This window comes from Brevundimonas bacteroides DSM 4726 (assembly GCF_000701445.1).
Taxonomy (GTDB): domain Bacteria; phylum Pseudomonadota; class Alphaproteobacteria; order Caulobacterales; family Caulobacteraceae; genus Brevundimonas; species Brevundimonas bacteroides.
In genome coordinates this window covers 54325-79785 of the sequence record NZ_JNIX01000002.1, presented here as the reverse complement: position 1 = coordinate 79785, position 25461 = coordinate 54325, and the positions used below count along the sequence as shown (strand labels likewise).

The 25461-nt window shown below is 68.6% G+C and carries 29 protein-coding genes; 18 read left to right on the top strand and 11 right to left on the bottom strand.

What is annotated here, in order from left to right:
* Nucleotide 1: 1 nt before the first annotated feature.
* Nucleotides 2–481: a transcription elongation factor GreA gene (greA, locus tag Q333_RS0100925; protein WP_029414867.1), complete on the bottom strand. Its 480-nt coding sequence runs from the start codon at nt 479–481 to the stop codon at nt 2–4.
* A 64-nt stretch (nt 482–545) separates the two neighbouring features.
* On the opposite strand from greA, the gene Q333_RS0100920 reads away from it, so the two are divergent.
* Nucleotides 546–1775, top strand: coding sequence for a BaiN/RdsA family NAD(P)/FAD-dependent oxidoreductase (locus Q333_RS0100920; protein WP_029414866.1), 1230 nt, complete (start codon nt 546–548; stop codon nt 1773–1775).
* A complete protein-coding gene (locus tag Q333_RS0100915) occupies nt 1772–2917 on the top strand; it encodes a serine hydrolase domain-containing protein (RefSeq protein ID WP_029414865.1) in 1146 nt (381 codons plus the stop codon). Before Q333_RS0100920 ends, Q333_RS0100915 begins: the two co-directional genes overlap by 4 nt.
* Here the strand turns inward: Q333_RS0100915 and rarD are convergent.
* Together rarD and Q333_RS0100905 are read right to left on the bottom strand one after the other, a co-directional pair.
* Complete coding sequence (gene rarD / locus Q333_RS0100910) at nt 2914–3834, bottom strand: EamA family transporter RarD (RefSeq protein ID WP_035293463.1); 921 nt, start codon at nt 3832–3834, stop codon at nt 2914–2916. The genes Q333_RS0100915 and rarD overlap by 4 nt on opposite strands.
* Nucleotides 3835–3853: 19 nt before the next feature.
* Nucleotides 3854–4900, bottom strand: coding sequence for an aspartate-semialdehyde dehydrogenase (locus Q333_RS0100905; protein WP_029414863.1), 1047 nt, complete (start codon nt 4898–4900; stop codon nt 3854–3856).
* Nucleotides 4901–5059: 159 nt separating this feature from the next.
* On the opposite strand from Q333_RS0100905, the gene zapE reads away from it, so the two are divergent.
* The 4 genes from zapE to Q333_RS0100885 all read left to right on the top strand — a co-directional run bounded on the left by zapE (nt 5060) and on the right by Q333_RS0100885 (nt 8434).
* Nucleotides 5060–6208, top strand: a complete 1149-nt coding sequence (gene zapE / locus Q333_RS0100900) for a cell division protein ZapE (RefSeq protein WP_051651022.1) — start codon at nt 5060–5062, stop codon at nt 6206–6208.
* Between the two features lie 8 nt (nt 6209–6216).
* Nucleotides 6217–6756 carry a YbjN domain-containing protein gene (locus Q333_RS0100895; RefSeq protein ID WP_029414861.1) on the top strand — a complete coding sequence of 180 codons (540 nt, stop codon included), beginning with the start codon at nt 6217–6219 and terminating at the stop codon, nt 6754–6756.
* Nucleotides 6757–6860: 104 nt separating this feature from the next.
* Nucleotides 6861–7586 (top strand): acetoacetyl-CoA reductase, encoded by a 726-nt coding sequence (gene phbB / locus Q333_RS0100890; RefSeq protein ID WP_029414860.1) that lies wholly within the window; start codon nt 6861–6863, stop codon nt 7584–7586.
* A gap of 101 nt (nt 7587–7687) precedes the next feature.
* On the top strand, nt 7688–8434 hold the full coding sequence (locus Q333_RS0100885; protein ID WP_162175561.1) for a DUF4908 domain-containing protein: 747 nt from the start codon (nt 7688–7690) through the stop codon (nt 8432–8434).
* Here Q333_RS0100885 and Q333_RS0100880 read toward each other — a convergent pair whose 3' ends face one another.
* The gene (locus Q333_RS0100880; protein WP_029414858.1) at nt 8435–10111 is read right to left on the bottom strand and encodes a thiamine pyrophosphate-binding protein; all 1677 of its coding nucleotides are present in this window, start codon (nt 10109–10111) and stop codon (nt 8435–8437) included.
* Nucleotides 10112–10216: 105 nt separating this feature from the next.
* Between Q333_RS0100880 and Q333_RS0100875 the strand changes: the two genes are divergently transcribed.
* Entirely contained in the window at nt 10217–10354 is a 138-nt protein-coding gene (locus Q333_RS0100875; RefSeq protein WP_029414857.1) for an entericidin A/B family lipoprotein, read from the top strand.
* Between the two features lie 129 nt (nt 10355–10483).
* Entirely contained in the window at nt 10484–10858 is a 375-nt protein-coding gene (locus Q333_RS0100870; RefSeq protein ID WP_029414856.1) for a YidB family protein, read from the top strand.
* Here Q333_RS0100870 and Q333_RS0100865 read toward each other — a convergent pair.
* Nucleotides 10855–11655: a potassium channel family protein gene (locus tag Q333_RS0100865; protein WP_029414855.1), complete on the bottom strand. Its 801-nt coding sequence runs from the start codon at nt 11653–11655 to the stop codon at nt 10855–10857. The genes Q333_RS0100870 and Q333_RS0100865 overlap by 4 nt on opposite strands.
* Before the next feature lie 57 nt (nt 11656–11712).
* Between Q333_RS0100865 and dapF the strand changes: the two genes are divergently transcribed.
* Nucleotides 11713–12546, top strand: coding sequence for a diaminopimelate epimerase (gene dapF / locus Q333_RS0100860; protein WP_407059706.1), 834 nt, complete (start codon nt 11713–11715; stop codon nt 12544–12546).
* Between the two features lie 303 nt (nt 12547–12849).
* Here dapF and purH read toward each other — a convergent pair whose 3' ends face one another.
* On the bottom strand, nt 12850–14454 hold the full coding sequence (gene purH, locus Q333_RS0100855; RefSeq protein ID WP_029414853.1) for a bifunctional phosphoribosylaminoimidazolecarboxamide formyltransferase/IMP cyclohydrolase: 1605 nt from the start codon (nt 14452–14454) through the stop codon (nt 12850–12852).
* A gap of 378 nt (nt 14455–14832) precedes the next feature.
* Here purH and Q333_RS0100850 point away from each other — a divergent pair, with 378 nt between their 5' ends.
* Nucleotides 14833–15168, top strand: coding sequence for a DUF2794 domain-containing protein (locus Q333_RS0100850; RefSeq protein WP_029414852.1), 336 nt, complete (start codon nt 14833–14835; stop codon nt 15166–15168).
* A 55-nt stretch (nt 15169–15223) separates the two neighbouring features.
* Here the strand turns inward: Q333_RS0100850 and Q333_RS0100845 are convergent, their stop codons facing one another.
* Nucleotides 15224–15970 (bottom strand): Bax inhibitor-1/YccA family protein, encoded by a 747-nt coding sequence (locus Q333_RS0100845; protein ID WP_029414851.1) that lies wholly within the window; start codon nt 15968–15970, stop codon nt 15224–15226.
* 147 nt (nt 15971–16117) lie between these two features.
* On the opposite strand from Q333_RS0100845, the gene thpR reads away from it, so the two are divergent.
* From thpR to Q333_RS0100815, 5 genes are all read left to right on the top strand, one after another.
* Nucleotides 16118–16654 carry an RNA 2',3'-cyclic phosphodiesterase gene (gene thpR, locus Q333_RS0100840; protein WP_029414850.1) on the top strand — a complete coding sequence of 179 codons (537 nt, stop codon included), beginning with the start codon at nt 16118–16120 and terminating at the stop codon, nt 16652–16654.
* The gene (locus tag Q333_RS0100835) at nt 16651–17193 is read left to right on the top strand and encodes a GNAT family N-acetyltransferase (RefSeq protein ID WP_029414849.1); all 543 of its coding nucleotides are present in this window, start codon (nt 16651–16653) and stop codon (nt 17191–17193) included. Before thpR ends, Q333_RS0100835 begins: the two co-directional genes overlap by 4 nt.
* Before the next feature lie 53 nt (nt 17194–17246).
* Nucleotides 17247–17771, top strand: coding sequence for a lipocalin family protein (locus Q333_RS0100830; protein ID WP_029414848.1), 525 nt, complete (start codon nt 17247–17249; stop codon nt 17769–17771).
* Between the two features lie 45 nt (nt 17772–17816).
* Nucleotides 17817–18260 (top strand): DNA repair putative endonuclease MmcB, encoded by a 444-nt coding sequence (mmcB, locus tag Q333_RS0100825; protein ID WP_029414847.1) that lies wholly within the window; start codon nt 17817–17819, stop codon nt 18258–18260.
* A 263-nt stretch (nt 18261–18523) separates the two neighbouring features.
* Nucleotides 18524–19321, top strand: a complete 798-nt coding sequence (locus Q333_RS0100815) for a tryptophan 2,3-dioxygenase (protein WP_029414846.1) — start codon at nt 18524–18526, stop codon at nt 19319–19321.
* Here Q333_RS0100815 and Q333_RS0100810 read toward each other — a convergent pair.
* Both Q333_RS0100810 and Q333_RS0100805 read right to left on the bottom strand, forming a co-directional pair.
* Entirely contained in the window at nt 19318–19740 is a 423-nt protein-coding gene (locus Q333_RS0100810; RefSeq protein WP_029414845.1) for an HIT domain-containing protein, read from the bottom strand. The two genes, Q333_RS0100815 and Q333_RS0100810, sit on opposite strands and share 4 nt — an antisense overlap.
* 2 nt (nt 19741–19742) lie before the next feature.
* The gene (locus Q333_RS0100805) at nt 19743–20630 is read right to left on the bottom strand and encodes an SIMPL domain-containing protein (RefSeq protein WP_029414844.1); all 888 of its coding nucleotides are present in this window, start codon (nt 20628–20630) and stop codon (nt 19743–19745) included.
* Nucleotides 20631–20822: 192 nt separating this feature from the next.
* On the opposite strand from Q333_RS0100805, the gene mdh reads away from it, so the two are divergent.
* Nucleotides 20823–21785 (top strand): malate dehydrogenase, encoded by a 963-nt coding sequence (mdh, locus tag Q333_RS0100800; RefSeq protein WP_029414843.1) that lies wholly within the window; start codon nt 20823–20825, stop codon nt 21783–21785.
* 25 nt (nt 21786–21810) lie between these two features.
* Here mdh and Q333_RS0100795 read toward each other — a convergent pair whose 3' ends face one another.
* Together Q333_RS0100795 and Q333_RS0100790 are read right to left on the bottom strand one after the other, a co-directional pair.
* Nucleotides 21811–22869, bottom strand: coding sequence for an NAD(P)-dependent alcohol dehydrogenase (locus tag Q333_RS0100795; protein WP_029414842.1), 1059 nt, complete (start codon nt 22867–22869; stop codon nt 21811–21813).
* Between the two features lie 78 nt (nt 22870–22947).
* On the bottom strand, nt 22948–23703 hold the full coding sequence (locus Q333_RS0100790) for a DUF72 domain-containing protein (protein ID WP_029414841.1): 756 nt from the start codon (nt 23701–23703) through the stop codon (nt 22948–22950).
* 100 nt (nt 23704–23803) lie between these two features.
* On the opposite strand from Q333_RS0100790, the gene Q333_RS0100785 reads away from it, so the two are divergent.
* On the top strand, nt 23804–24703 hold the full coding sequence (locus Q333_RS0100785; RefSeq protein ID WP_029414840.1) for a class I SAM-dependent methyltransferase: 900 nt from the start codon (nt 23804–23806) through the stop codon (nt 24701–24703).
* A gap of 38 nt (nt 24704–24741) precedes the next feature.
* A complete protein-coding gene (locus Q333_RS0100780) occupies nt 24742–25431 on the top strand; it encodes a pseudouridine synthase (RefSeq protein ID WP_051651026.1) in 690 nt (229 codons plus the stop codon).
* Nucleotides 25432–25461 lie beyond the last annotated feature (30 nt).

Sequence of the window (25461 nt, the reverse complement as noted above, 5' to 3'; positions counted from 1 at the left end):
ATCAATCATCGACAGCCGTGATCACCACGGCCTGGCCGGCCACGAGAGCCTCATCGCCCACCTGCTTGCCGATCAGGGCCCGAGCCAGCGGCGAAACATGGCTGACCGAGCCGCTCGCCGGATCGGCCTGGTCCTCGCCGACGATGCGCCACCTCTGGGTGCGGCCGTCCTCGCGTTCGATGGTCACCGAGCCACCGAAGCGGACGCGCCTGTCCGCCGGCAAATCGACCAGTTGTGCGGACGCCCGACGGGCGGACCAGTAGCGCAGATCGCGCGTGGCCCTCGCCATCGCCGTGCGGTCGGCCTCGATCGAGCCCCGGGCTTGGGCCGCTGCGTAGGCCGCGCGCGCCTCGGCGAGCGCTGCCTCGATGGCCGCAAGCCCGTCCGGGGTGACGAGGTTGGGATGGGGCGAGATCGGGCGGTCAGGAAGATCGGCGGCCGTGGCCTCCAGGTCCTCCTCGCGGGTGAAGGCGACGCTCATGGGGCATCAGCGTATGCGCGCGCCCGGCGTTCCGCCGCAAGGCCGGAGCGGCTAAGGGGCGGGGATGAATCCTCCTGATCCCGTCCACGTCATCGGCGCTGGCCCGGCCGGTCTGATGGCCGCAGAGACCTTGGCGACGGGTGGGGCGCGTGTCGTGGTTCACGACCGGATGCCGTCGGTCGGGCGCAAGTTCCTGATGGCGGGGCGCGGCGGGCTGAACCTTACGCATTCCGAGCCGATCGAGGCGTTTGTCCGGCGCTATGGCACGCGAGCCGAGGCCGTCGCGCCCTGGCTGGAGGCTTTTTCTCAGGCCGATCTGATCGTCTGGGCCGAGGGGCTGGGCCAGTCCACCTTCGTCGGATCGTCCGGGCGGGTGTTCCCCAAGGCCATGAAGGCCTCGCCGCTGCTGCGGGCCTGGCTGGCGCGGCTGGCCGAGCTGGGGGTCGAGGTGCGTACGCGGTCGCGCTGGACCGGCTGGGACGGCGATAATCTGGTGTTCGAAACGCTTGACGGCGAACGGCGCGAGGGGTGGGCGGCGACCGTTCTGGCTTTGGGCGGAGCGAGCTGGCCCCGGCTGGGCTCGGACGGGGCGTGGAGGCCCTGGCTGGAGGCGGTAGGGACAGAGGTCGCGTCGCTGGTCCCGGCCAACGCCGGGTTCGACGTGGCCTGGTCGCCGGTGCTGGTCGAACGGTTCGCTGGAGCCGTTCTTAAACCCGCCGTCCTCAGCTTCGAGGGTCGCTCGGTGCGCGGTGAGCTGGTCGTGACGCGCTACGGTGTTGAAGGCGGGGCGGTCTATGCCCTGTCGGCGGCATTGCGGGAGGCCATTGCGCGCGACGGGAGCGCGGTGATGACGGTCGATCTGAGGCCCGATCTGAGCGAGGCGGTGCTTGCCGAGCGGCTGGCGAGGCCGCGTGGCAAGGACAGCCTGACCAACCATCTGAGGAAGGCAGGCGGCCTGTCGCCGGTCGCGGTCACCATGCTGCGCGAGATCGGCGAGGTTCCGGGCAACCTCGAGAAGCTGGCCAAGCGGATCAAGGCGGTGCGGCTGAGACTGACCGGCATCCAGGGGCTGGAGCGGGCCATCTCTTCGGCCGGCGGGGTCCGGTTCGAGAGTCTCAATCCATCGTTGATGCTGCGGTCACGGCCCGGAGTCTTCGTGGCCGGAGAGATGATCGACTGGGAAGCGCCGACGGGCGGCTATCTGCTCCAGGCCAGTCTGGCGTCGGGCGTCGTGGCGGGCCGCGCGGCGCTGGAGTGGCGGGCGTCGCAAACCGGGGCTAGGGAGGGCGCATGACAACCCTGCCCGAGATTTCCGGCGTCTGTCCGGATCGCTTCGCCGCCGTGAAGGACGCCTTCGCCGCCAACTTCGTCGACGCGCCCGACGGGCTGAATGAACAGGGCGCGCGCTTCTCGGCCGTGGTCGAAGGCGAGGCGGTCATCGACATCTGGGCCGGCCACGCCGACGCCGCCGGGACCGTGCCGATGGATGAGCGGACCCTGGTGCCGGTGTTCTCGACCGGCAAGGCGGTGATGGCCATTCTTATGGCGGCGGCGGTCGAGCGCGGCAAGCTGGCCTATGACGAGACGATCGCGGCGCTGTGGCCGGCCTTCGGCGCGAACGGCAAGGACCGGGTGACGGTGGCCCAGTTGCTGTCGCATCAGGCTGGTTTGCCGGGATTTTCCGATCCCGCCGATCCGTCGATCTGGTTCGACCGGCAGGCGGTGCTGGACCGGCTGGCGGCGCAGGCGCCGATGTGGCCGCTGGGGACCGGCTCGGGCTATCATCCGATCACCGTCGGCTATCTGGCCAATGAGGTGTTCCGGCTGGCCGACGGCCGGACCATGGGCCTGGCGCTGGCGGAGGACTTCGCCCGGCCGTTCGGGCTGGACCTGTGGATTGGCCTGCCCCAGGCCGAGCACGGCCGGGTGGCCAGCTTGCGAAAACCCGCCAAGGCCACCGACCTGGGCACGATCGACGCCATCAAGAAAGCCGCCTTCCTAGACAAGGGCTCTGCCCCGGGGGGGCGCGGATCGGCGGAGTGGCGATCCATCGAGATCCCCTCGGCCAATCTTCACGGCACGGCGAAGGATCTGGCGCGCATCCTGGGCGTCATCGCCAACGACGGGATGCTGGAGGGGAGGCGCCTGCTGTCGCCGACGGTAGTCGCCGAGGCCACGCGGGAGCGGGTGGCCGGTCAGGACAAGGTGTTGCCCTTCGTCATGAGCTGGGGGGCGGGGTTCACGAGGAACGCCGGGCTCGACATCTTCGGGCCCAATCCCGACGCCGTGGGTCACTGCGGCTGGGGCGGCAGCTGCGCCTTCGCGGATGGGGCGAAACGGCTGTCGGCCGCCTATGCCATGACGCGGCAGTCGCCCTATCTGATCGGCGATCCCCGGGCGCAACGGTTGATCGGGGCGCTCTACGGCGCGCTCTAGGCTGGCATCGCGGCGTCTTCCGCAGCGCGGCGGGCGGCCCTGGCGCGCAGCAGGCTGCTGACGGCGAAGACGCCCACGCCCAGCCAGATGAAGACGAACGATACGATCCGCAGGGGCGTCAGGGCCTCGCCGGTCGCCACCCCCACGCAGAACTGAAGGGTCGGGGCCAGGAACTGGATGAAACCGAGCGTCGACAGGGGCATCCGTCGGGCCGCGAAGGCGAACAGCGCCAACGGCACGACCGTCCAGGGCCCGTTCAGCACCGCCCAGAACAGGTTCGTCACGTTGTCGAAACCGTGCCCGGCCCCGGTCATCTGTAGCCAGACGACGTAGACAACACCGAACGGTACGAGCATCAGGCACTCGATGAACAGACCGGTCTGGGCCTCGACCGGCACCCGCTTCTTGATGATGCCATAGGCGCCGAAGCTGAAGGCCAGGAACAGGCTGATCCACGGCGGGCGGCCCAGCGCCAGCGCCTGGAACAGGACGCCTATGGCCGCCAGTCCGATCGCGGCCCACCCGATCCGGTCAATCCTTTCCCGAAACAGCCAGAGCCCGACTACCATGTTGAGCAGGGGATTGATGTAGTAGCCGAGACTGGCCTCCAGCGTCGCCTGATGGGTCGCGGCCCAGACGTAGACGCCCCAGTTCAGGGCGATCAGCACGGTCGCCAGCGCGAGCCATCCCAGAGTGCGGGGATTGGCCAGGGCCTCGCGGACCCTTGGCCACTGCCCGGCCAGCAGAACCAGCCCGGCCGCGAACAGCACCGACCAGACCGCGCGATGCCCCAGGATTTCGATGGCCGTGAAGCCGATCGCGCCCTGAGCGATGAACAGCAGGGGCATGAAGCCCCACAGGGTGTAACAGCCCAGCGCCGACAGGAAGGCCGCGCGGGTCGGCGCTGGGGTGCTCATGGCAGGATCGGACCGGTTGTCAGACCGCGATCGACCGATAGCCGCTGCGGGGCTTGATGGTCCCTGTCTCGTCCAGCAACTGCGCGATCTGGACCGCGTTCAGCGCCGCGCCCTTCCTCAGATTGTCCGACACGACCCACAGACTAAGGCCGTTCTCGACGGTGTGATCCTTGCGGATGCGGCTGACATAGACGGCGTGCTCTCCGGCCGCGTCGACCGGGGTGATGTAGCCGTCGTGTTCCTGCTTATCGATGACCAGCACGCCGGGCGCCTCGCGCAGGATGGCGCGAGCCTCGTCGGGGGTGATCGGCCTGTCGAACTCCACCGTCACGGCCTCGGAGTGGCCGACGAAGACCGGCACGCGCACGCAGGTGACCGTCAGCTGGATCGACGGGTCCAGCATCTTGTGGGTCTCGTCCCACATCTTGGCCTCTTCGTCGGTGTAGCCGTCGTCGCGGAACGAGCCGATGAAGGGAATGACGTTAAAGGCGATCTGCTTGGGGAATTTCTTCGGGCTGGCGTCGCCCAGGCCGTAGATGGCCTTGGTCTGGTTCCACAGCTCGTCCATCCCTTCCTTCCCGGCGCCCGAGACGGACTGGTAGGTCGAGACGACAGCGCGCTTGATCCTGGCCGCGTCATGCAAGGGCTTGAGCGCCACCACCAGCTGGGCGGTCGAGCAGTTGGGGTTGGCGATGATGTTCTTCTTGCGGGCATCCTTGATGGCGTCCGGGTTCACCTCGGGCACGATCAGGGGGACGTCGGGGTCCTTCCGGAACGCCGAGGAGTTGTCGATGACGATGGGGCCGGCCTTGCCGATCTTCTCGGACCATTCGCGGCTCACGTCGCCGCCCGCCGACATCAGGACGATGTCGACTTTCGACCAGTCGAAGCTGTCGATGACTTCGCACTTGATGGTCTTGTCCTTCCAGGCGACCTCGACGCCCTTGGACTTGCGCGACGCCACGGCGTGCATCTCGGCCACGGGGAACTCCAGTTCCTCGAGGATGGTCAGCATTTCGCGTCCGACGTTGCCGGTCGCGCCCACGATGGCGACGTTGTAGGCCATAGGAGTCCTTTGGTGCGCTAACGCTTGCGACGCGGTCGCTCGCTACTTGAGCGCGGGTTGGGAGTGCGGAAGCGAACTTCCGTGGTTTCGCATTTATGCCTTCGCGTGTGCGAAGCAACCGCTTTCCTCCGACGAAAGGCCTCGCTAAGCCCGGGCACCATGGGATCCCGCACGCGCGCCGCCTACGACAAACGCATCAAGGACGGGCGTCTGACGGCCGATCCGGCGCAGAAGCAGGCCGTCGACGCCCTGGCGCGGCTGGAGAAGGACCTCGGCAAGCGAGGCCTGTTCGGCGGCGTCCCACAGGTGCGGGGCCTGTACCTGTGGGGGCCGCCGGGACGGGGCAAGTCCATCCTGATGGACCTGTTCTTCGCCTGCGCGCCCGAGACGCGAAAGACCCGTGCCCACTTCCACGCCTTCATGGCCCGCGTTCACGACCTGATCCGGCAGTGGCGCGAGGGCGATAAGCGCGCCCGACAGGCGGTGTTCGGCACCCACAAGGGCGATGACCCCATCGAGCCCGTAGCGAGCCTGATCGCGTCGGAAGCGCGGCTCTTGTGCTTCGATGAGCTGCAGGTGACCGACATCGCTGACGCCATGATCCTGGGTCGGCTGTTCGACGCCCTGTTCGAGCGAAAGGTCGTGGTCTGCATCACCTCAAACCGCGCCCCGGACCTGCTCTACAAGGACGGGATCAATCGACCCCTGTTCGTCCCCTTCATCGACCGCATCGTGGAGCGGTGCGAGGTGATCGAGCTGAAGGGCGCGCGCGACTGGCGGCTGGACCGGATGCGGGCGTCCCGCGTCTGGTACAACGGCGACGGCGAGGCCCGGCGCACGGGCTTCGAGATGCTGTGGGAGGATCTGAGGGGCGAGATGCCGGAATGCCCTGCGACGCTGCACATCCTCGGTCGCACCGTGACGATCCAGCGAACGGCCGGAGGGCTGGCGCGGGCGACGTTCGCGGATCTCTGCGACCGGCCTCTGGGATCGCGGGACTATCTGGCCATCGCCGCGCGCTTCCATACGCTGTTCATCGACGACATTCCCGTGTTGACGCCAGACCGTCGCCAGGCGGCAAACCGGTTCGTGACCTTGATCGACACCCTTTACGAAGCGCGCCGACGCTTGGTGGGCTTCGCCGCCGGAGCTCCCGAGACGCTGTATCCTGCGGGAGATGGCGCGTTTGAGTTCCAGCGGACGGTGTCGCGACTGAACGAAATGCAAGGCGCGCAGTGGCTGGAGCACGCCTCGACGGAGACGGTCGATTCCCCGGTCGCCGCTTCGCCGCAATCGGCGCTAGATTGATGCGACCGATGGCCTGGAAGCCCACCATGAAGCCGACCGCCCTGATCGCCGCCACCCTGATCGCCTTGAGCGCAACGGCCCCCGCCGCCTTGGCTCAGGAGACCACGGCCGCTGCGCCTGCCGGTCGCTGGACCGGCTTGCCTGTCGCGGAGATCACCGGGCGTCTGACGGCGGCCGGTCTGACAGTATCGGAGCCGCAGACGTCGGGCGATCGCATCTATCTGCGGGTCGACGACGGCCCGTTGCGCTGGGTGCTGACGCTGTTCTCCTGCACCAACGGGGCCTGCCCGGACGTGCAGTTCACCGCCGCCTTCACTGGCCCCCAGGCCAATGAGGCCGTGATCGGCCGCTGGAACGGCGAGCGGCGCTTCGTGAAGGCCTTCTACGCCGCGCCCGAGGACGGTTCGACCGGTCCCGGCCAGGCAGTCGCCCAGTATGACGTGCTGCTCAACGAAGGCGGCGGCGCGGCCCAGCTGGACGACCCCATCCAGGTGTGGCGCAGCCTGGCTATCGACCTCGGCCGCACGGTCTCGCCCCAGCAGCCCTGATCACCCTCTCAGGCGACGGGGTGGAGACATCCCGGCCGCGTGCCGCTACACCTCGCATTGAACAGGCCCCGCTCCAGAGGGTCGTCAGGGACAGGGAAACGATCATGGCGCGCGTGGCATTCGTGACCGGGGGCACCCGAGGGATCGGCAAGGCGATCGTCCAGCGGCTGAAGGAAGACGGCATGTCCGTTGCCGCCGGCTATTCCGGCAACACCGAGGCCGCCGAAGCCACGGCCCGGGAGCTGGGCGTTATGGTGGTCAAGGGCAACGTCGGATCCTTTGAGGACTGTCAGCGCGCGGTCGCCGAGGTCGAGGCGGCTTTGGGGCCCATCGACACCCTGGTGAACAACGCCGGCATCACCCGCGACGGCTTCTTCCACAAGATGAGCCACGACCAGTGGTCCGACGTCATCCGCGTGAACATGGACAGCGTGTTCAACATGACACGCCAGGTCATCAACGGCATGCGCGACCGGGGCTTCGGTCGCATCGTCAACATCTCCTCGATCAACGGCCAGAAGGGTCAGATCGGCCAGGCCAACTATTCCGCCGCCAAGGCCGGGATGATTGGCTTCACCAAGGCCCTGGCGCTTGAGAACGCGCGCAAGGGCGTCACCGTCAACTGCATCGCGCCGGGCTATATCGACACCGAGATGGTCGGCGCCATGGACCAGAAGGTGCTGGATTCGATCGTCGCCCAGATCCCTGTGGGTCGCCTCGGCAAGGGCGAAGAGATCGCCGACATGGTGTCCTGGCTGGCCGGCGAGCGTGCCGGATATGTCACAGGCTGCACCCTGTCGCTGAACGGCGGTCAATATCTCGTCGGCTGACGAGCCGTCTGCCCAAAATCCGCCCCGTCAAGGTCGCAACGGTTTCGGCCATGATTTCAGGGCTCAAGGTCGTGAGGGCGAGAACGCCGCTCCCGACGGCGATGGCGTTCGCCGTCGCCGCGACTGTCGTCCTGGGCGGGGTTGCTGTCGCAAAAGCATCGGAGGCCCAGGTTCGCGGCAACGCCCAGGCCGAGCAGAGCCGCAATCTCGCGGTCCGCCCCTCGCGGCCGGGTCATCCCCCCTCCGGGCGCTACCAGTCCGAAGGCGGCGAAGCCTTCATCTTCGACGGCACCGGGGCCCTGCCTCTATTCCGCTTCGAGCGCCGGACCGAGACCTGGGTGCTGCGGCCGACGCCCGCCCCGCGTGGGGACGTCATCTACCGCAACGACGCGGGCTCTCAGGTGCTGCGTTTCGCTCACGGCGGGGGAATGACCCTCTACACGGTCCGCAGCCCGAACGGTTCCCCCGCATCCCTGACCGGTGGCGCCGAAGCCCTGACGCTGCCGACCCTCGGCCCCATCCGGTTGTTCAGCCTGATGAACCAGCGCGGCAGCCTGGTCAGCCAGGCTCTGGGCCGCCTCGTCGTCATCAACCTGACCGGTGAACAATCCGAAGCCCTGATGGTCGACGCTCTGGTCGTGACGACTGACGCCGTCATCCGCATGGCCCGGTCCCCGACCTTCCGCACCCAGCTGGGGGACCTGCGCAGCATCACCTTCGTCGAGGGCAGCCGCGCCTCGGTCAGCTTCCAGCGCGGTGACCTGCGGGTCGTCGTCAATCCCAGCCAGAGCCTCGCGGGCCGGCCCTCATCGTCCAGCATCATCCGCGCCGTCGCCGACGCGGAGTGATCACCCGGCCCTCAGGTCGCTGATCGTGCGGTTCGGCGCGATGTCCTCGGCCGAGGTGATCAGGTGCACCAGCGCGGGAACCCCGCCTGGCCCCGCCGCCTCCCGCGCCGCCCTAAGCGCCGCCGGAAAGTCCTCGGTCCGCTCGCACCGAACGCCGAAGGCTCCGAACGCCTTCGCATAGGCGACGAAGTCCGGGTTCCTCAGGTCCGTCGCGACGACGCGCCCGGGATAGTGCCCCTCCTGATGCATGCGGATGGTGCCATAGGTCCCGTTGTCCACCACGATGACCACGACGTTGATCCCGTGCTGGACTGCGGTGGCCAGCTCCTGCCCCGTCATCAGGAAGTCGCCGTCGCCCGCGACGCAGATCACCTCCCTCTCAGGGTGGATCGACTTGGCCGCGATCGCCGCCGGATAGCCGTAACCCATCGCCCCCGACGTCGGCGCCAGCTGCGTCCGGCACGCCCGATGCCGATAGAAGCGGTGCAGCCAGGCCGCGAAGTTCCCCGCGCCGTTGGTCACGATGGCGTCGGCCCGCAGGGCCTCGCCCAGATGCGCCATGCACTCGGCCATGTTGACCGCACCGGTCACGGGCACCGGCGTCGAGAAGGCCTGATAGTGATCGTGCGCGGCCTTCGCCTGATCGTGCCAGGTCCGACCCGGCTCCAGCGTCGCCAGCGCCTCGGCCGCCCGGCTGTTGTCGGAACACGCGCTCATCAGCGTCGGCCAGACCCGCCCCAGCTCCTCCGGTCCCGGATGGATGTGCACCAGCCGCTCGGCCGTGTGCGCCCGGTCGAAAAGGGTATAGCCCTGCGTCGGGTTCTCCCCCAGCCGCGCGCCCACGGCGATCAGCAGGTCGGCGCCCCTCGCCCGCTTCATCAGCTCCGGATTGCACCCCAGCCCCAGGTCGCCAGCATAGTTCGTTCGCGCATTCGACAGGATGTCCTTCCTCCGAAACGACAGCGCCACCGGCAGGCCCAGCCGCTCGGACCAGTCGCCAATCGCCGCGGCCGCCTCATCGGTCCAGCCTGACCCGCCCAGCACCAGCAACGGCCGTTCGGCCTGCGCCAGCCGCTCGCCCAGCGCGCTCAGAAACGCCGCGTCCAGCCCCGCCCTGGCCGGCTCGACCGCCCGCACAGGCTCCGGCCCGCCCTGCTCATGCAGGATGTCTTCCGGCAGGGCGATGACCACCGGCCCCATCCGCCCCTGCAAGGCGGTCGAGAAGGCCCGCTCCACGATCTCGACCGTCCGTTCCGGGCTCTCGATCTCGGTGGCCCATTTGGCGAGGCCGCCGAACACCTCGCGGTAGTCGACCTCCTGGAACGCCCCGCGCCCCCGGTCCGCCAGCGCGATCTGGCCAACGAACAGGATCATCGGCGTCGAATCCTGATGCGCGGTATGCACCCCGATGGAGGCGTGCGTCGCGCCCGGCCCGCGCGTGACCATGCAGACGCCGGGCCGTCCCGTGAGCTTGCCGTAGGCCTCGGCCATATTGGCGGCCCCTGCCTCATGCCGGCAGGTCACCACCTCGATCTCCGGATGATCGACCAGCGCGTCCAGCACCGCCAGATAGCTTTCGCCCGGCACGCAGAACACCCGCGTCACCCCGTTGATGGCCAGGGTCTCGACGATGCGGCGGGCGGCAGTGCCTGTGGGTTGGGTGCGGCTCTGGGTCATGCCGTCGCCCTAGCAGATCAGGTCGTGGATTGGCGATGGACAGCCCGATGGAACCGGGACACAAGCGTGGCGTTAGGCAAGCTTCGCCATATGGAGGTTTTCACCATGAAGAAGATCGTCACCCTGTCCCTGATCGCCGCCGCGCTCGCGGTCTCGGCCTGCAATACCGTCGCCGGCGTCGGCCGCGACGTCCAGGCCGCCGGCTCAGCCGTCTCGGGCGCCGCCGAGGACGCCCGCAACTAGGCCGGGCCAAGCGTCTGACGCCTGCCAGAAGCCCGCCGCGCCCCGGCGGGCTTTTTCGTGTTCACCACCTTGCGACATGACAGCGTCACCTTGGCAGATCATGCTCGCCCGAGACGCGAGGAGGCGATTATGGGACTGATGGACAGCGTGCTGAACGGCCTGGGCGATCAGGCGGCCGGCGGTCTGGGCGACCTGCTGCAAAGCCAGGGCGGCGTCGCCGGTCTGGCCGAACGCTTCGGCGGCGCGGGTCTCGCCGACACGGTTCAGTCGTGGATCGGCACGGGGGTCAACGCCAACATCAGCCCGGAACAGATCGCTCAGGTTCTGGGCTCCGGACCCATCGCCGACTTCGCCGCGCGTCTGGGTATCTCTCCGGAGCAGGCGTCCGAGACGCTCGCCGGCCTCCTGCCCGAGGCCGTGGACCGCCTGACCCCCGGCGGTCAGCTTCCCAGCGCTGACGGCGGCGGTCTCGCTGACCTGATCGGCGGCTTCATGCGGCGCTAACGCCCCTCGTCCGGGATGCACAGGATGTTGCCGCACGCCTTGCAATGCACGGCGTCCGGATCGTGCACCTGCAGTCCGCAACGTTCACACGGATAGCGGACTTTGTGCGGCCTCAGCAGCGCCTGGCCCAGTCGCACGAACAGGGTCACCCCGGTCAGCATGATAATGATGGAGACGATGCGTCCCCAGGCGCCGGGCAGCAGGATGTCTCCGTAGCCGGTCGTCGTCAGGCTGGTCACCGTGAAGTAGAGGGCGTCGATCCATCCCACCAACCCCTCGGTTCGGCCCAGAAAGGCGCTGTAGACAAAGCCCGTCGCCACGAAGACGAAGGTCACCAGCGCCGCCAGGGCCTTGGTCACCTCCTCCACCTGGGTGTCGTCATAACGCCGCCCGATGGTGCGCCAGAAGAATTCGGAGTTGATCAGGGTCCACAGCCTCAGCACCCGCAGGAAGCCGAGGTTGAACAGCCAGGCCGGGAACAGCAGGGTCGCCAGGATGAACAGATCGACCCAGACGATGGGCTTCTTCAGCCAGTCCTTGAGGTCCGAGTAACACCACGCCCGCGCCGCCAGATCGGCCGCCAGTATCGCCGCGATCACGTAGTCGATCACGTAGAAGGCCAGCGGCTTGTCGCGCAGCAGGGGCGCAGCGATGAAGAAGGCGACGATCAGCAGGTCGACGACCAGAACCCCGATCCGGAACCGCACCGCCGTCTGCGACTGCCCGTGATACAGCGCCCGCAGCCGCGCTCTCAGCCTCAGGCCGGGTTTGTCGTTGGAAGCGTCCGTGGCGGCCATGACCGGGCATAACGCGCGTCGCTCGCGTTCGGAACCGCCCAAGCCTATATGCCGCGCATGAGCGGGCGTCCCTTCGTCAAGATGAACGGCTGCGGCAACGACTTCGTCGTGGTCGACGCGCTGGCGCGCCCCTTCACGCCGGACGCCGATCAGGTGCGCGCCCTGTCGGACCGCCAGACCGGCCAGGGCTTCGACCAGCTGATCGCCATCGAGCCGTCAGAGTCTGGCGGCGCCTTCATGCGCGTCTGGAACGCCGACGGCGGCGCGGTCCAGACCTGCGGAAACGCCCTGCGCTGCGTCGGCTGGATGCTGATGGAGGCCAACGGCGCCGACAGCGTCACGATCGACACGCTCGGAGGCCCGACCGTCGCCCGCCGCGCCGGCCCGAACCGCATCACCGTCGACATGGGTCCCCCCCGGCTGGACTCGACCGAGATCCCGCTCGCCGAAGAGATGGACACCCGGGGCATCGAGCTTCAGATCGGACCCATCGACGCCCCGGTGCTGCACACGCCCGGCGCCGTCTCCATGGGCAATCCGCACGTGGTCTTCTTCACCGACCGGCTGGACGACGCCTTCGTCACCGGCTCCGGCTCCCTGATCGAGCACCACCCCCTGTTCCCCGAGGGCGTCAACGTCGGCTTCGCCCACGTGCTCGCCCCCGACCGCATCCGCCTGCGCGTCTGGGAACGCGGCGCGGGCCTGACGAAAGCGTGTGGAACGGGCGCCTGCGCCGCCCTCGTCGCCTGCGCCCGCCGGGGCCTGACGGGCCGCAGAGCCACCGTCATCGTCGACGGCGGAGAGCTGGAAATCCACTGGGACGAAGCCACCGGCCACGTCCTCATGACCGGGCCCGTCGAGGTCGAACGGACGGGGATGCTGACGGTCTAGCCTGCTGGTCGGCGGCAGTCGCGTGGCGGGACGACGGGGTTCATCACAGCGAGCACAGCGAAGACACAACGGACACAGCGGGACCGAGCGGATATCGATGTCGCCGACCGCTCATCCGAGATAGCGCGGACAAAGCAAAGGCGGCTTCGCCGCCCAACTTGAACGTGACGCCGATCTCGACGGGACCGATCGTCGACCGGGCTACAGCTCGGTATCGTCGTGTCCGTTGTGTCTTCGCTGTGCTCGCTGTGATGAAACCCTTTCGCAGTCCCGCGCATTGGCGAAGGCCGCAAAGTTCACCGGTTAGTGCCGGAACACCCGCACGCCCGTGAACGCCATCGCCAGGTTCAGCTCGTCCGCCGCCGCGATGACCTCCTCGTCGCGGATCGAACCGCCCGGCTGGATGATCGCCGTCGCCCCCGCCTGCGCCGCCTCGATCAGCCCGTCGGCGAAGGGGAAGAAGGCTTCGGACGCGCAAGCCGACCCCTGCGCCAGCGAATGCGCCAGCCCCTTGGCCTCGCCCGCCTCCCGCGCCCGGATCGCGGCGATGCGGGCCGAGTCCCTGCGGTTCATCTGCCCCGCCCCGATGCCCGCCGTCTGGCCGTCCTTGGCGTAGACGATGGCGTTGGACTTGACGTGCTTGGCCACGGTGAAGGCGAACAGCATGTCCTCCACTTCCTGCGGCGTCGGCTGGCGGCGTGTGACGATCTTGAGGTCCTCGGGCTGGATGCGGCTGACGTCCCTCGACTGCACCAGGAAGCCGCCGGCCACCGATCGGAACACCTCGCCCGCCGCCAGAGGATCGGGCAGGCCGTCGGTCAGCAGCAGGCGCAGGTTCTTCTTGGCCGCGAACACCGCGCGCGCCTCCTCGTCGGCGCCCGGCGCGATGACCACCTCGGTGAAGATGTCGGTGATGGCCCGGGCGTCCGCGCCCGTGAGTCCACGGTTGACCGCGATCACCCCGCCGAAGGCCGAGACCGCGTCGCACTCCAGCGCCCTTTGATAGGCGTCGGCAAGATCACGACCTACCGCCACCCCGCACGGATTGGCGTGCTTGACGATGACGCAGGCCGGCGCCTCGAACTCGGCCACCAGCTCATAGGCCGCGTCCGCGTCGGCGATGTTGTTGTAGCCCAGCTCCTTGCCCTGGACCTGCTCGGCCCGTGCCACGCCCGGCCGGGCCTCGCCCGTGCGATAGAAGGCCCCCGTCTGGTGCGGGTTCTCGCCATAGCGCAGCGTCTGGGCCAGCGATCCCGCGACCGACTTGCGCGCCGGGGCCGCGTCCTCGACCTGCTCCGCGAACCAGCTGGACACCGCCGCGTCATAGGCCGCCGTGCGCGCGAAGGCCCGGGCCGCCAGCCGCTTCCGCAGCGCCAGCGAGGTCGCCCCCTCCGCCTTCACCGCCGCCACGATCTCGCCGATGGACGCCGCGTCGACCGCAACGGCGACATAGCCGTGGTTCTTGGCGCCCGAGCGGATCATCGCCGGGCCGCCGATGTCGATGTTCTCGACCGCCGAGGCGAAGTCGCCGCCGGCCGCAATGGTCGACTCGAACGGATAGAGGTCGATCCAGACGATATCGATGGGACCGATGCCGTGCGCCTCCATCGCCGCCTTGTGCTCGGCCGCGTCGCGCACGCCCAGCAGGCCGCCATGCACCACCGGGTGCAGGGTCTTGACCCGTCCGTCCATCATCTCCGGAAAGCCGGTCAGGTCGGCCACGTCCTTCACCGGCAGGCCGAACCCCGCGATCGCCGCCCGCGTCCCGCCGGTCGAGACCAGCTCCACGCCCGCGTCATGCAGAGCGCGCGCCGCCTCTTCCAACCCGGCCTTGTCGGACAGCGAGATCAGCGCCCGGACCGGACGGACGGCGTCGGGCGCGGGCGGAAAGGCGGGGGCGGCGGGCATGGGGATCGTCCGGTCGGGAGGGGAGGGCGCGCGGCCCTTAGCATCCCTCGCGCCGCCCCGTCACCTCGACCCAGCCACCTCGGCCCCGGACAGCAAAACGCCCGCCGCGCCGGGAGGGGGAGGAGGGCGGGCGGGCGTCTCGCTTTGGAGGAAGCGTCGGCCCGGCGGAGCCCTTCATGGAGACATCCAGGGGGGCTGGGGGGGCTGTTCAGGATCCGGGACGCTTCCGAACTCCGTCAGGCCGACAGTGACCTTGTCGGCTCGCCATCTGTCCGCCGAAAGACGGAAACGGGGCCTTTTCGTGACGTCGTGAACGCGGGTTTGCCGACCCGTCACAGCGGGATGGCGTTCACCGCCGATGCGCCTAGATTGAGGAGGATGAGCTTTGAGCCCCTGCCCCCCTCCGGTGCCCCCGCCCAGGTCTTCTTCGACCGGCGCGAGATGGACCAGATCCTGCGGGTCTACGGCCGCATGGTGGCGCAAGGCGAGTGGCGCGACTACGCCATGCTGGGCGGAAAGGACGCCGCCGAGTTCGCCGTCTTCCGCCGCTCGGGCGACGCCCCGGCCTATCGCATCGAAAAACGCCCCTCGCTCCAGACCCGCCAGGGCCAGTGGGCCGTCATCGGCGAAGGCGGCCAGATCCTGCGCCGGGGCCGCGAGCTGGCCCAGGTGCTGCGGGTGTTCGACGCGCGGCGGTTTCAGGTGGTGGAATAAAAAAAGGCCCCGGCGTCTCCACCGGGGCCCCATCTTTTCAGCGCTCGTCCGCGCCCTATTCCCGGTTGCCCATGAAGGCCAGCAGGAATTGGAACAGGTTGACGAAGTTGATGAACAGGCTCAGCGCGCCGAAGCCCGTCGCCACGCCCAGCGCGGCCTGGTCGCCGCCCAGAGCATAGTAGGTCATCTTCAGCCGCTGGGTGTCATAGGCGATCAGACCCGCGAAGATCAGCACGCCCAGGCCCGAGATGATCAGGTAGAAGGTCCCGGACTGCAGGAAGATGTTCACCACCGAGGCGATGATCAGGCCGATCACGCCCATGATCAGGAAGGTGCCCATGCCCGACAGGTCCTTCTTGGTGGTGTAGCCCACCAGGGACAGGCCCCCGAACGCCGCCGCCGTCACGAAGAAGGTCGAGGCAAGGCTGGCGTCCGTATAGCGCAGGAACAGCAGGCCCAGACCCGCGCCGATCGAGGCCACCACGGCCCAGTACAGCATGTTCACGCCGCGCGCCGTCGGGTTCTTCATGAAGAACATCGAGCCGAACAGCAGGACGATGGGCAGGAACTGCACCACCATGCCCAGCACCGTCAGGCCGACGCGGCCATCCGCCGTCTGGGCGAAGAAGAACTGCTGCACCGCCGGCACATTGCCGACGACGTAGGCCAGCACGCCGGCGACGGCGAGGCCGAGCGCCAGCTTGTTGTAGACGCCCAGCATGAAGCTGCGCAGTCCGGCATCCACGGCCATGTCGGCCGAGGCGGGCGCCGGGGTCGAGTAACCGTTTCTGAAGTCGCTCATCGCGAGTGTCGTCTCCATTTGGGGCCCAGGGGAAAGTCCCAGGTCCGAAGTCGGGAATATCGTGCCCGCGCGCATTTTACGCAAGGGAACGGTCGCCGCAGGGCCGCCCGCCTTCCTTCGCAATCCCGTGAGGGCTAGGACCGTTCCATGCTCCGGCTGTTCACCGCGCTCGCCATCCCCTTCGACGTCGCCGAGACGCTCGCGCGCCGCCAGACCGGGCTGCCGGGCGCGCGCTGGCGCACGGCCGAGCAGCTCCATGTCACTCTCGCCTTCTACGGCGAGGTCGACGAACGCACCGCCGACGATCTGGCCGCCGAGCTGTCCCGCATCCCCGGCGGCGCCTTCGACATCGAGCTCAAAGGCGTCGGGGCCTTCGGCGACGCCCATCGCAGCCATGCGATCTGGGCCGGCGTCGAACCCAATGAGCGGCTGAACGTGCTCGCCGGCCGCGGCCGCTCCGCCGCCGAGCGCGCCGGCATTCGGATGGAGCCCCGCGCCTACCGGCCTCACGTCACCCTTGCCTATCTCAAGACCCAGACCGACCCCGCCCGCGTGGGCGCCTGGATCACCAACCACAACCTGCTGCACAGCCCGCCGATCCGCGTCGACCGCTTCGGCCTGTATTCCAGCGTCCTGACCGACGACGGCAGCCACTACGACCTCGAACGCGAGTACCCCCTGTGACGACCGCCCCCGGCCCCACACTGCACACCGACCGCCTGATCCTGCGCCCCACGGCCAGCGAGGACTTCCCGCGCTGGGCCGAGTTCATGGCCCACCCCACCTCGCGCTTCGTCGGCGGCCCCCAGCCGGCCGAGGCCGCCTGGCGCGGTTTCATGGGCATGGCCGGGGCCTGGGCGCTGTCGGGCGTGGCCATGTTCTCGGTCATCGATCGCCAATCCGGCCTGTGGCTGGGCCGCATCGGCCCGTGGACGCCGCTCGGCTGGCCCGGAACCGAGGTCGGCTGGGGCCTGCACCCTGACGCGCAAGGCAAGGGCTACGGGATCGAGGCCGCGACCGCCGCCATCGACTACGCCTTCGATGTGCTCGGCTGGACCGAGGTCATCCACTGCATCGATCCGGACAACACGGGCTCCCAGAACCTGGCTCGGGCGCTCGGCTCGACCAACCTCGGCCCCGCCGTCCTGCCCCCGCCTTTCGAGACCTTCCCCGTCGACCGCTGGGGCCAGTCGCGCGAACAGTGGCGCGCGCAACGAAGCTGAGCCGCAACCCTGTCGAGGTCTCGCCCGTAGCTCCGGCCCAAGGGAGAGACCGAATGATCCGACCGTTGCTCGGCGCGGCCGCCGCCGCCGTCCTGCTGACCTCCGCCGCCCCGGCCCTGGCCCAGGCGACCGCCGTCGACCTCGACCGGTTCGACGGCCGCTGGTTCGAGATCGCCAGGAACCCGAACGGGATGCAGCGCGATTGCAGCCGCGCCCAGATCGACTTCAATCCGTCGAGCACGGGACGCTACGCCATCCTCGTCACCTGTGTCCGTCGTCCCAGCGGCCAGGTCGAGACGCTTCGCGCCACCGCCCGCGTCACCGACACCACCTCCAACGCCAAGTTCCGTTTCAGCTTGGCCGGTCTGCTCAGCTTCGGTGGACTGGCGTCCCAGCAATACTGGGTTTGGGACCATGCCCCGGACTACAGCTGGGCCATCATGGGCCTGCCCGACAAGTCCAGCTGGTGGATCTGGCAGCGCAGCCAGAGCCCCGCCGCCTCCGTCCGCGCCGCCACCTTGGCCCGGGCTCGGGCGCTCGGCTTCGACACGAGCCGGGTCACCCATACGGGAGCCTGACCGGCCCCGCTTGCCGCGAGAACACAAGCGGAACATAGTGGCGGCATGTCCGCCGCCGTCCATCTGGAGCTGGTCTTCAGCCGCCGCGAGACCACGCTCTCGGTCACCCGGGGCGCGGCGCGGCTGCTGGCCGACATGGGCTATGCGCCCCTGCTCGAGGTGGGGTTGCCCAACGGCCGCCGCGCCGACGTCATGGCCCTGGGCCGTAAGGGTGATATCGTCATCTGCGAGGTGAAGTCGGGCGCGGAAGATTACCGCGTAGACCGCAAATGGCCGGAGTATGCCCCCTTCTGCGATGTCTTCTTCTTCGCCGTAGCCCCGGACTTTCCCCAGAGCCTGCTGCCTGATCATCCGGGCCTGATCGTCGCCGACGGTTTCGGTGGCGCGGTGGTCCGTGAGGCTTCGGAAACGCCTCTCGCGGCAGCGAGGCGCAAGGCTCTCACGATTGCTTTCGCCCGTTTGGCGGCCTCACGGACGCTCAGGCTCTGAAGCCTCGTTGCCAACGGCGTTCACAGCAATGCGGCCTGTAAGGCGGCTGGTACGGGTTGGCGCAGGGTGTTCAATCGCTGGCGACGGAGGCCGTACGGGCCGCCGTCGCGGGTCTCGACCCTGTAAAGCGGCAGACGCTGGCCGAGGCGTTCATCGCCCCAGAAGCCGAGAGCGTCTATGGCTTCCTGGCGGCGGGCCGGAGCGCCCCCCGTCCTTGTCGGCTGAACCTTGAGGCCGGTCCGGTATGGGCCGATAGAGGCCCCATGACCGACGCCGCCGACATGACCTACGCCCGCTATCTGGACCTGGACCGGCTGCTGTCGGCCCAGAAGCCGGTCAGCGGCCAGCACGACGAGATGCTCTTCGTCATCATCCACCAGGCCAAGGAGCTGTGGCTCAAGCAGATCCTGCACGAGGTGGCCTTGGCCCAGGGCCTGGTGCGCGCCGGAGACCTGGTTCCGGCCTACAAGAGCCTGGCGCGGGTCAGCCGGATCCAGGCGGTGATGACGCAGAGCTGGGACATCCTGGCCACCATGACGCCCGCCGACTACCTGCGCTTTCGCGGCGTCCTGGGCTCCAGCTCCGGCTTTCAGAGCGACCAGTTCCGGCGGCTGGAGACCATGCTGGGCCTGAAGGATCCCAAGTTCCTGGTCTTTCAGACCGATCGCCCTGACGCCCACGCGGCGCTGTCTCAGGCCCTGGCGTCGCCCAGTCTTTACGACGACACCCTCGCCCAGCTGGCGGCCGTGGGCCTTCCCGTGCCCCAAGCCGTGCTGAATAGGGATGTGTCGCGCCCCTACATCCCGTCGGCCGACGTCGAGGCGGCGTGGCTTGAGGTCTATCGCGACACCGACCGCTGGTGGGCGCTCTATCAGCTGGCGGAAAAGCTGGTCGATCTGGACGACGCCCTGGTCACCTGGCGGCACAAGCATGTGGTGACGGTGGAACGCATCATTGGCCGTCGGCGCGGCACGGGCGGCACCGACGGCGTGGGCTATCTGTCGTCGACGCTGGAGCGCCGCTGTTTTCCCGAGCTGTGGTCGATCCGGACCCAGCTCTAGCGTTCGCCGCCCCGAACCAGTGTGAGGGCCGTTTCTATCTGGTCGTCATTCATCGGCTCGGCCTTGCCTCGCCCCCAGACCGGATCGGGCCAAAGGGGGTCGTCCCGGCGTCGACCGACCACATGGACATGCAGCTGGGCCGTGACGTTGCCGAGCGCGGCGAGGTTCAGCTTGTCCACCGGCCGCCCCGTCGCTTCGCCGAGATCCCGGACCCGTGCCCCGGCTCGCACGATTTCCTCCATCAGCCGGGTCCGGTCATCTGCGGACAGGTGTTCGATCTCTGTCGCGCCCTGAACGCGCGGGATCAGGATCAACCAGGGAAAGCGCGCGTCGGTCTGCATCCGCACATGACAAAGCGGCCAGTCCACGGCGAAGATCGACCTGGCTTCGAAGGCCGGGTCGGGTCGAAAGCCGCTCACGCTCAGTTCAGTCCATAGACGACACAGGCCTGATCGGTCAGCACCTGCAGCGGCGGCTGCAACGCCAGCCGCGCCGCCTCGATCTGCGCCTCGGACGGCGCCTGACCGGGGGCTGGGGGTGGCGGCGGGGGCGGGGGTGCGGGCGGGGCGAACATCCGGCTGCCGGTCACGACGATGTCGGAGTCCACCGTCGTCGCCTGGCCCGCGCCGCCACCGTACGATGGCCAGCCCGCCAGAACATCGGTCTGGCAGGCCCGCCCGGTCGGATCGATGACCCGCACCGACCCCAGGGTCGCCCCGGCATTGCGCGCCGCGTTCTCGGCCCGGGTGCGCGCGTCGCGCATGGCGGCGGCCGCAAGATTGGTCTTGGCGACGTTGTCGGGTTCCAGCTGGAAATAGACCTGGCCGATCGAGGCGGGCTGGGAGGCCACCACCGTCGCATAGACCCGTTCCAGCACCGACACGTCACGCACCTGGACCTGGATCGTGGCGTCGGCGCGATAGCGTTCGATGCGGTCGGCGCGGGTGTTTTCGCGCAGGATGCCGTTCTCGTCGCGGTACTGGTCGTACAGCGGCTGGGTCGAAAGGGTGGTCTCGACCCTCACGGTTTCGGCACCATAGGCCGCCAGCGCCCGGCTGAGCGCGCGGACCTGATCGGCGGCCTCGCGGGAGGCGTCCGCGACGCTGCGGTCGACGGTCTGGAAGCTGGCTGAGAACTGCGCCCGGTTGGCCTGAAGTTCGACCCGGACATAGCCTATGGAGGTGATCACCGGATCGCGCATCCACCAGGGCGCGGGAACATACTGCTGGCCGATCGTGGCGGGCGGCGTTTGTGCGAGGGCAGGGGCGGCGACGGTGGTCATCAGAAGGGCGGCGAGAACGGCGCGCATGGGCGTAACTCCTCATAACTGGAGGCCGAAGCTCGCAGGAGCCCGGCCATCGGTAAACCCCGCTTCCCCCGCTTGCGACCGTGCCTCATGGCGTCTAGACCGCCGCCCGACGATTTCTGACATCGCACCGCAGCAAAGCCCCCGGCCTCAAGCACCGCTCAGCGCGGTCGGCCAACATAGAAGGAGAGACCCATGGCCCGCGCGAAGATCGCCCTCATCGGAGCCGGAATGATCGGCGGGACCCTGGCCCACGTCGCGGCGCGCGAGGCGCTGGGCGACGTCATCCTGTTCGACATCGCCGAAGGCACCCCCCAGGGCAAGGCGCTGGACATCGCCGAGGCCTCGGCCGTCTTCGGCGCCGACGTCGCCCTCAAGGGGGCCAACGACTACGCCGACATCGCGGGCGCCGACGTCTGCATCGTCACGGCGGGCGTGCCGCGCAAGCCCGGCATGAGCCGCGATGATCTGATCGGCATCAACCTGAAGGTCATGAAGGCCGTGGGCGAGGGCATCAAGCAGCACGCGCCGAACGCCTTCGTCATCTGCATCACCAACCCGCTGGACGCGATGGTGTGGGCGCTGCAGAAGTTCTCGGGCCTGCCCAAGGAGAAGGTCGTCGGCATGGCCGGCGTGCTGGATTCGGCCCGCTTCGCCTACTTCCTCGCCGAGAAGACCGGTGTCTCGGTGCAGGACATCCACGCCTGGACGCTCGGCGGTCACGGCGACGACATGGTGCCGATGGTGCGTCACTCGACCGTCGGCGGCCTGCCCCTGCCCGACGCGGTCGCCGCTGGCCTGCTGAGCCAGTCGGACCTGGACGCCATCGTCGATCGCACCCGCAAGGGCGGCGGCGAGATCGTGGCCCTGCTCAAGACCGGTTCGGCCTTCTACGCCCCGGCCGAGAGCGCCATCGCCATGGCAAAATCCTATCTGCTGGACGAGAAGCGCGTCCTGCCCTGCGCCGTCTGGCTGTCGGGCGAATACGGCCTGTCGGACCTCTACGTCGGCGTGCCCGCCCTGCTGGGCGCGGGCGGCGTCGAGAAGATCATCGAGTTCACCACCAACGACGAGGAAAAGGCCATGCTGGCCAAGTCGGTGGCCTCGGTCCAGGGCCTGATCCAGGCCTGCAAGGACATCGACTCCTCGCTGGCCTGATCCGTCTGGGTGGCAGGCGCGGCCTCTACAGCCGCGCCATGTCCAGCACGAAGCGGTAGCGCACGTCCGAGCGGCCCATGCGCTCGTAGGCGGTATTGATCTCGGACGGGGCGATGACCTCGATGTCCGAGGCGATGCGGTGCTGGGCGCAGAAATCCAGCATCTCCTGGGTTTCGCGGATGCCGCCGATCAGGCTGCCGGCGATGCGGCGGCGACGCCACAAGAGCGGCAGGGCGTAGACCGGCAGGCCCTCGGTGGTCAGGCCCAGCATGACCATGGTGCCGTCCCGCGCCAGCAGCTGGATGTGGCTGGCGATCTCGTGCGTGGCCGATACGGTGTTGATGATGAGGTCGAACTTTTCGGCCGCCGCCTGCATCGCTGCGGTGTCGGAGTTGATGAGGAAGTGCTTCGCGCCCATGCGCTCGGCGTCCGCCTTCTTGCGGTCCGAGGTGGACAGGACGGTGACTTCGGCGCCCAGGGCGGCGGCCTGCTTGACCGCCATGTGGCCGAGCCCGCCCAGGCCGATGACGGCGACCTTCGAGCCCGGCCCGATCTTCCATTCCTTCAGCGGGGAATAGGTGGTGATGCCGGCGCACAGCAGGGGCGCGGCGGCGTCCAGCGGGATCGCGTCGGGGATCGACAGGACATAGTTCTGATCGACCGTGATGTGGTCGGAATAGCCGCCCTGGGTGATCTTCTGATTGACGGGGCCGCCCTTGGGATCGGGCGAGCCGTAGGTCTGGGTCATGCCGGGGACGCAGTACTGCTCCTCGCCCTGGCGGCAGGGTTCGCAGACGCGGCAGCTGTCGACCATGCAGCCGACGCCGACGCGGTCGCCGACCTTGAACTTCGTGACGTTCGAGCCGACCGCCGAGACGATCCCCGCCACCTCATGGCCGGGCACGATGGGGTAGCGGGTGTTGCCCAGGTCATTGGCGGCGACGTGCAGGTCGGAGTGACAGACGCCGCAGAACTTGATGTCGATGGCCACGTCGTCCGGGCCGGGGTCGCGGCGCTCGAAGCTGTAGAGCTCCAGCGGCTTGTCTGCGGCGACGGCGGCGAAGGCGCGGGTGGCGATCGGCATGGGCGGGCTCTCGGTTGGCGGAGGACGTGACGGCGTAAATGTGGCCGGGTCGGTCAGGCCGCAACCGGCAGGCCGAGATTAGGCGGAGGCGAGCTTGCCGATCAGGGCCTGGGCCGCCGCCGGATTGCGGACCTTCGCCCCGGCGATGAAGTAGGCAAAGACCTCGCCGCGCTTGGCCCAGGCTTTCGTACGGGCGGCGACGGCGTCGAGCTCGGCCGAGGTCATGCCGGTCGGCTCGTCCTCGCGACTGGACATCAGCCGGGCGTAGGTGAAGTCGGCCGTCGGCTGGTTGATGCGGGGCCACTCGGGAGCCTCGTCGTCCTCGGCGTAGACGATGGCGACCCCGTACTTCGCCGCCAGGTCGAAGAAGGCCGGGGTGTCGAAGGTCGGGTTCCGCACCTCCAGCGCGTGACGCAGGCGCACGCCGTCGCGTTCGCTCGGCAGGAGCTTCAGGAATCCCTCGAAGTCCCCGGCGTCGAACTTCTTCGTGCCCATGAACTGCCAGTTGATCGGGCCGAGCTTGTCGCCCAGCGCCGTCAGGCCCTGGCCCAGGAAGCGGTCCATGGACTCGCCCATGTCGGACAGCACCTTGCGATTGGTGCAGTAGCGGCTGGCCTTGACCGAGAAGACGAAGCCGTCCGGCGTTTCGTCGCGCCACTTCATCCAGCTGTCGGGCTTGAAGGTGGAATAGTAGGTGCCGTTGATCTCGATGGAGGTCAGGGCGCGCGACGCGAACCCCAGCTCCTTCTTCTGGCTGAGCTTGTCCGGATAGAAGACGCCGCGCCACGGTTCATAGGTCCAGCCGCCGACGCCGACGCGAATGGGGTGGGTCATGGGGCGCTCCTTCGGGACTGGGTCGGCACAGCATGTGAAACGAAGGTGGGCCGTGGGCAATGGCTTTCGACAGGAGAGCCTTCGGGGTTAAGAGGTGCCGATGATAACCCTGCTCTACGGCCGCCCGCCGCTGGTGTTCGACCCGCCTGGCAATGCCAACCAGACCTCGCCGCTGATTCCCGGTTCGGCCGCGCTGGAAAGCCTGGCTACTGGCTCGGTAGAGTCCGCGATGATCTATGCCCCGTCGGGGGTATTGGAGCGTCGCTATGTGGTGGCGCAGGCGTTGCGGGTCCTGAAGGTCGGGGGTCGGCTGGACGTTCTGGCACCCAAGGATCGCGGCGGGTCGCGGCTCAAGAAGGAGCTGGAGGGATTCGGCCTGAACTTCACCGAGGCGGCCAAGGCGCACCATCGGCGTTGCATCGCGGTCCGTCCGGAGACGGTCGAGGGCATCGAGGCGGCGATCGCGGCGGGCGGGCCGCAGAAGGTCGAAGGGCTGGACGCCTGGTCCCAGCCGGGCGTGTTCGCCTGGGACCGGATCGATCCGGGCTCGGCCCTGTTGGCGGCCCATGTGCCGGAGCTGAAGGGCGCCGGCATTGACCTGGGCTGCGGATATGGAGCCCTGGCGACGGTGGTGCTGAGGTCGGCAGGCGTGACCGCGCTGCGGCTGGTGGATCTGGACCGGCGCGCGGTCGAGGCGGCCCGGCGCAACATTGAGGATGCGCGCGCGACGTTCGAGTGGGCCGATACGCGGACGCTGGACGACGGCGGCGACCTCGATTTCGTCGTGTCGAACCCACCCTTCCACGACGGCGGGGCCGAGGACCGGCGGCTGGGACAGGCCTTTATCCGCAAGGCCGCCGGCCTGCTCAAGAAGGGCGGAGTGCTGTGGCTCGTGGCGAACCGCCACCTGCCCTATGAGGCCGAGCTGAATACGGCCTTCAAGCGGGTGCGGCCGGTCGCGGACCAGGGCGGCTACAAGCTGTTCGAGGCGGTGAAGTGAAAATCGCTACCACCCGGGTGGACAAGCTGCTGTCGTCGATGGGCTATGGCTCGCGGGCCGAGATCGCGCGGCTGGGCAAGGTCGGTGGGATCGTGCTGGACGGCGTCGATGTGGATGATGTGTCCCGCCGAATCACGGTGACGCCGGACCTGCCAGAGCGGATGCTCATCGACGGGCGGCCCGTCGATCCGCCGCCGGGCCTCGTTCTGATCCTGAACAAGCCGCTGGGCATGACCTGTTCGCACAAGGAGGACGGGGCCTTGGTCTATGACGTCCTGCCCGACCGCTGGCGGCGGAGGGATCCGGCGATCTCGACCATCGGGCGACTGGACAAGCAGACAAGCGGGCTTTTGCTGCTGACTGATGACGGCGACCTGCTGCACCGTGTCATCAGCCCAAAGCGGCATGTGGCCAAGGTCTATCGCGCGACCCTGGCGCGATCTCTGACGGGGATGGAAGGTGCGCTGTTCTCCTCGGGCGACCTGGTGCTGGAGGGCGACGACAAGCCGCTGGCTCCAGCGGTGCTGGAGCCGATCACTCAGACCGAAGCGCGACTGACCGTGACCGAGGGGCGCTATCATCAGGTGCGGCGGATGTTCGCGGCGGTCGGCAATCACGTCGAGGCCCTGCATCGCGAGCGGCTGGGCGGGCTGGCGCTGCCGGGCGATCTGCAGCCGGGCCATTGGCGTCGCGCGACGAGTGACGAAGTCATGGCGATCTTCGCGTGACGGTCAGCGGGATTGACCCGGCGGGACCCG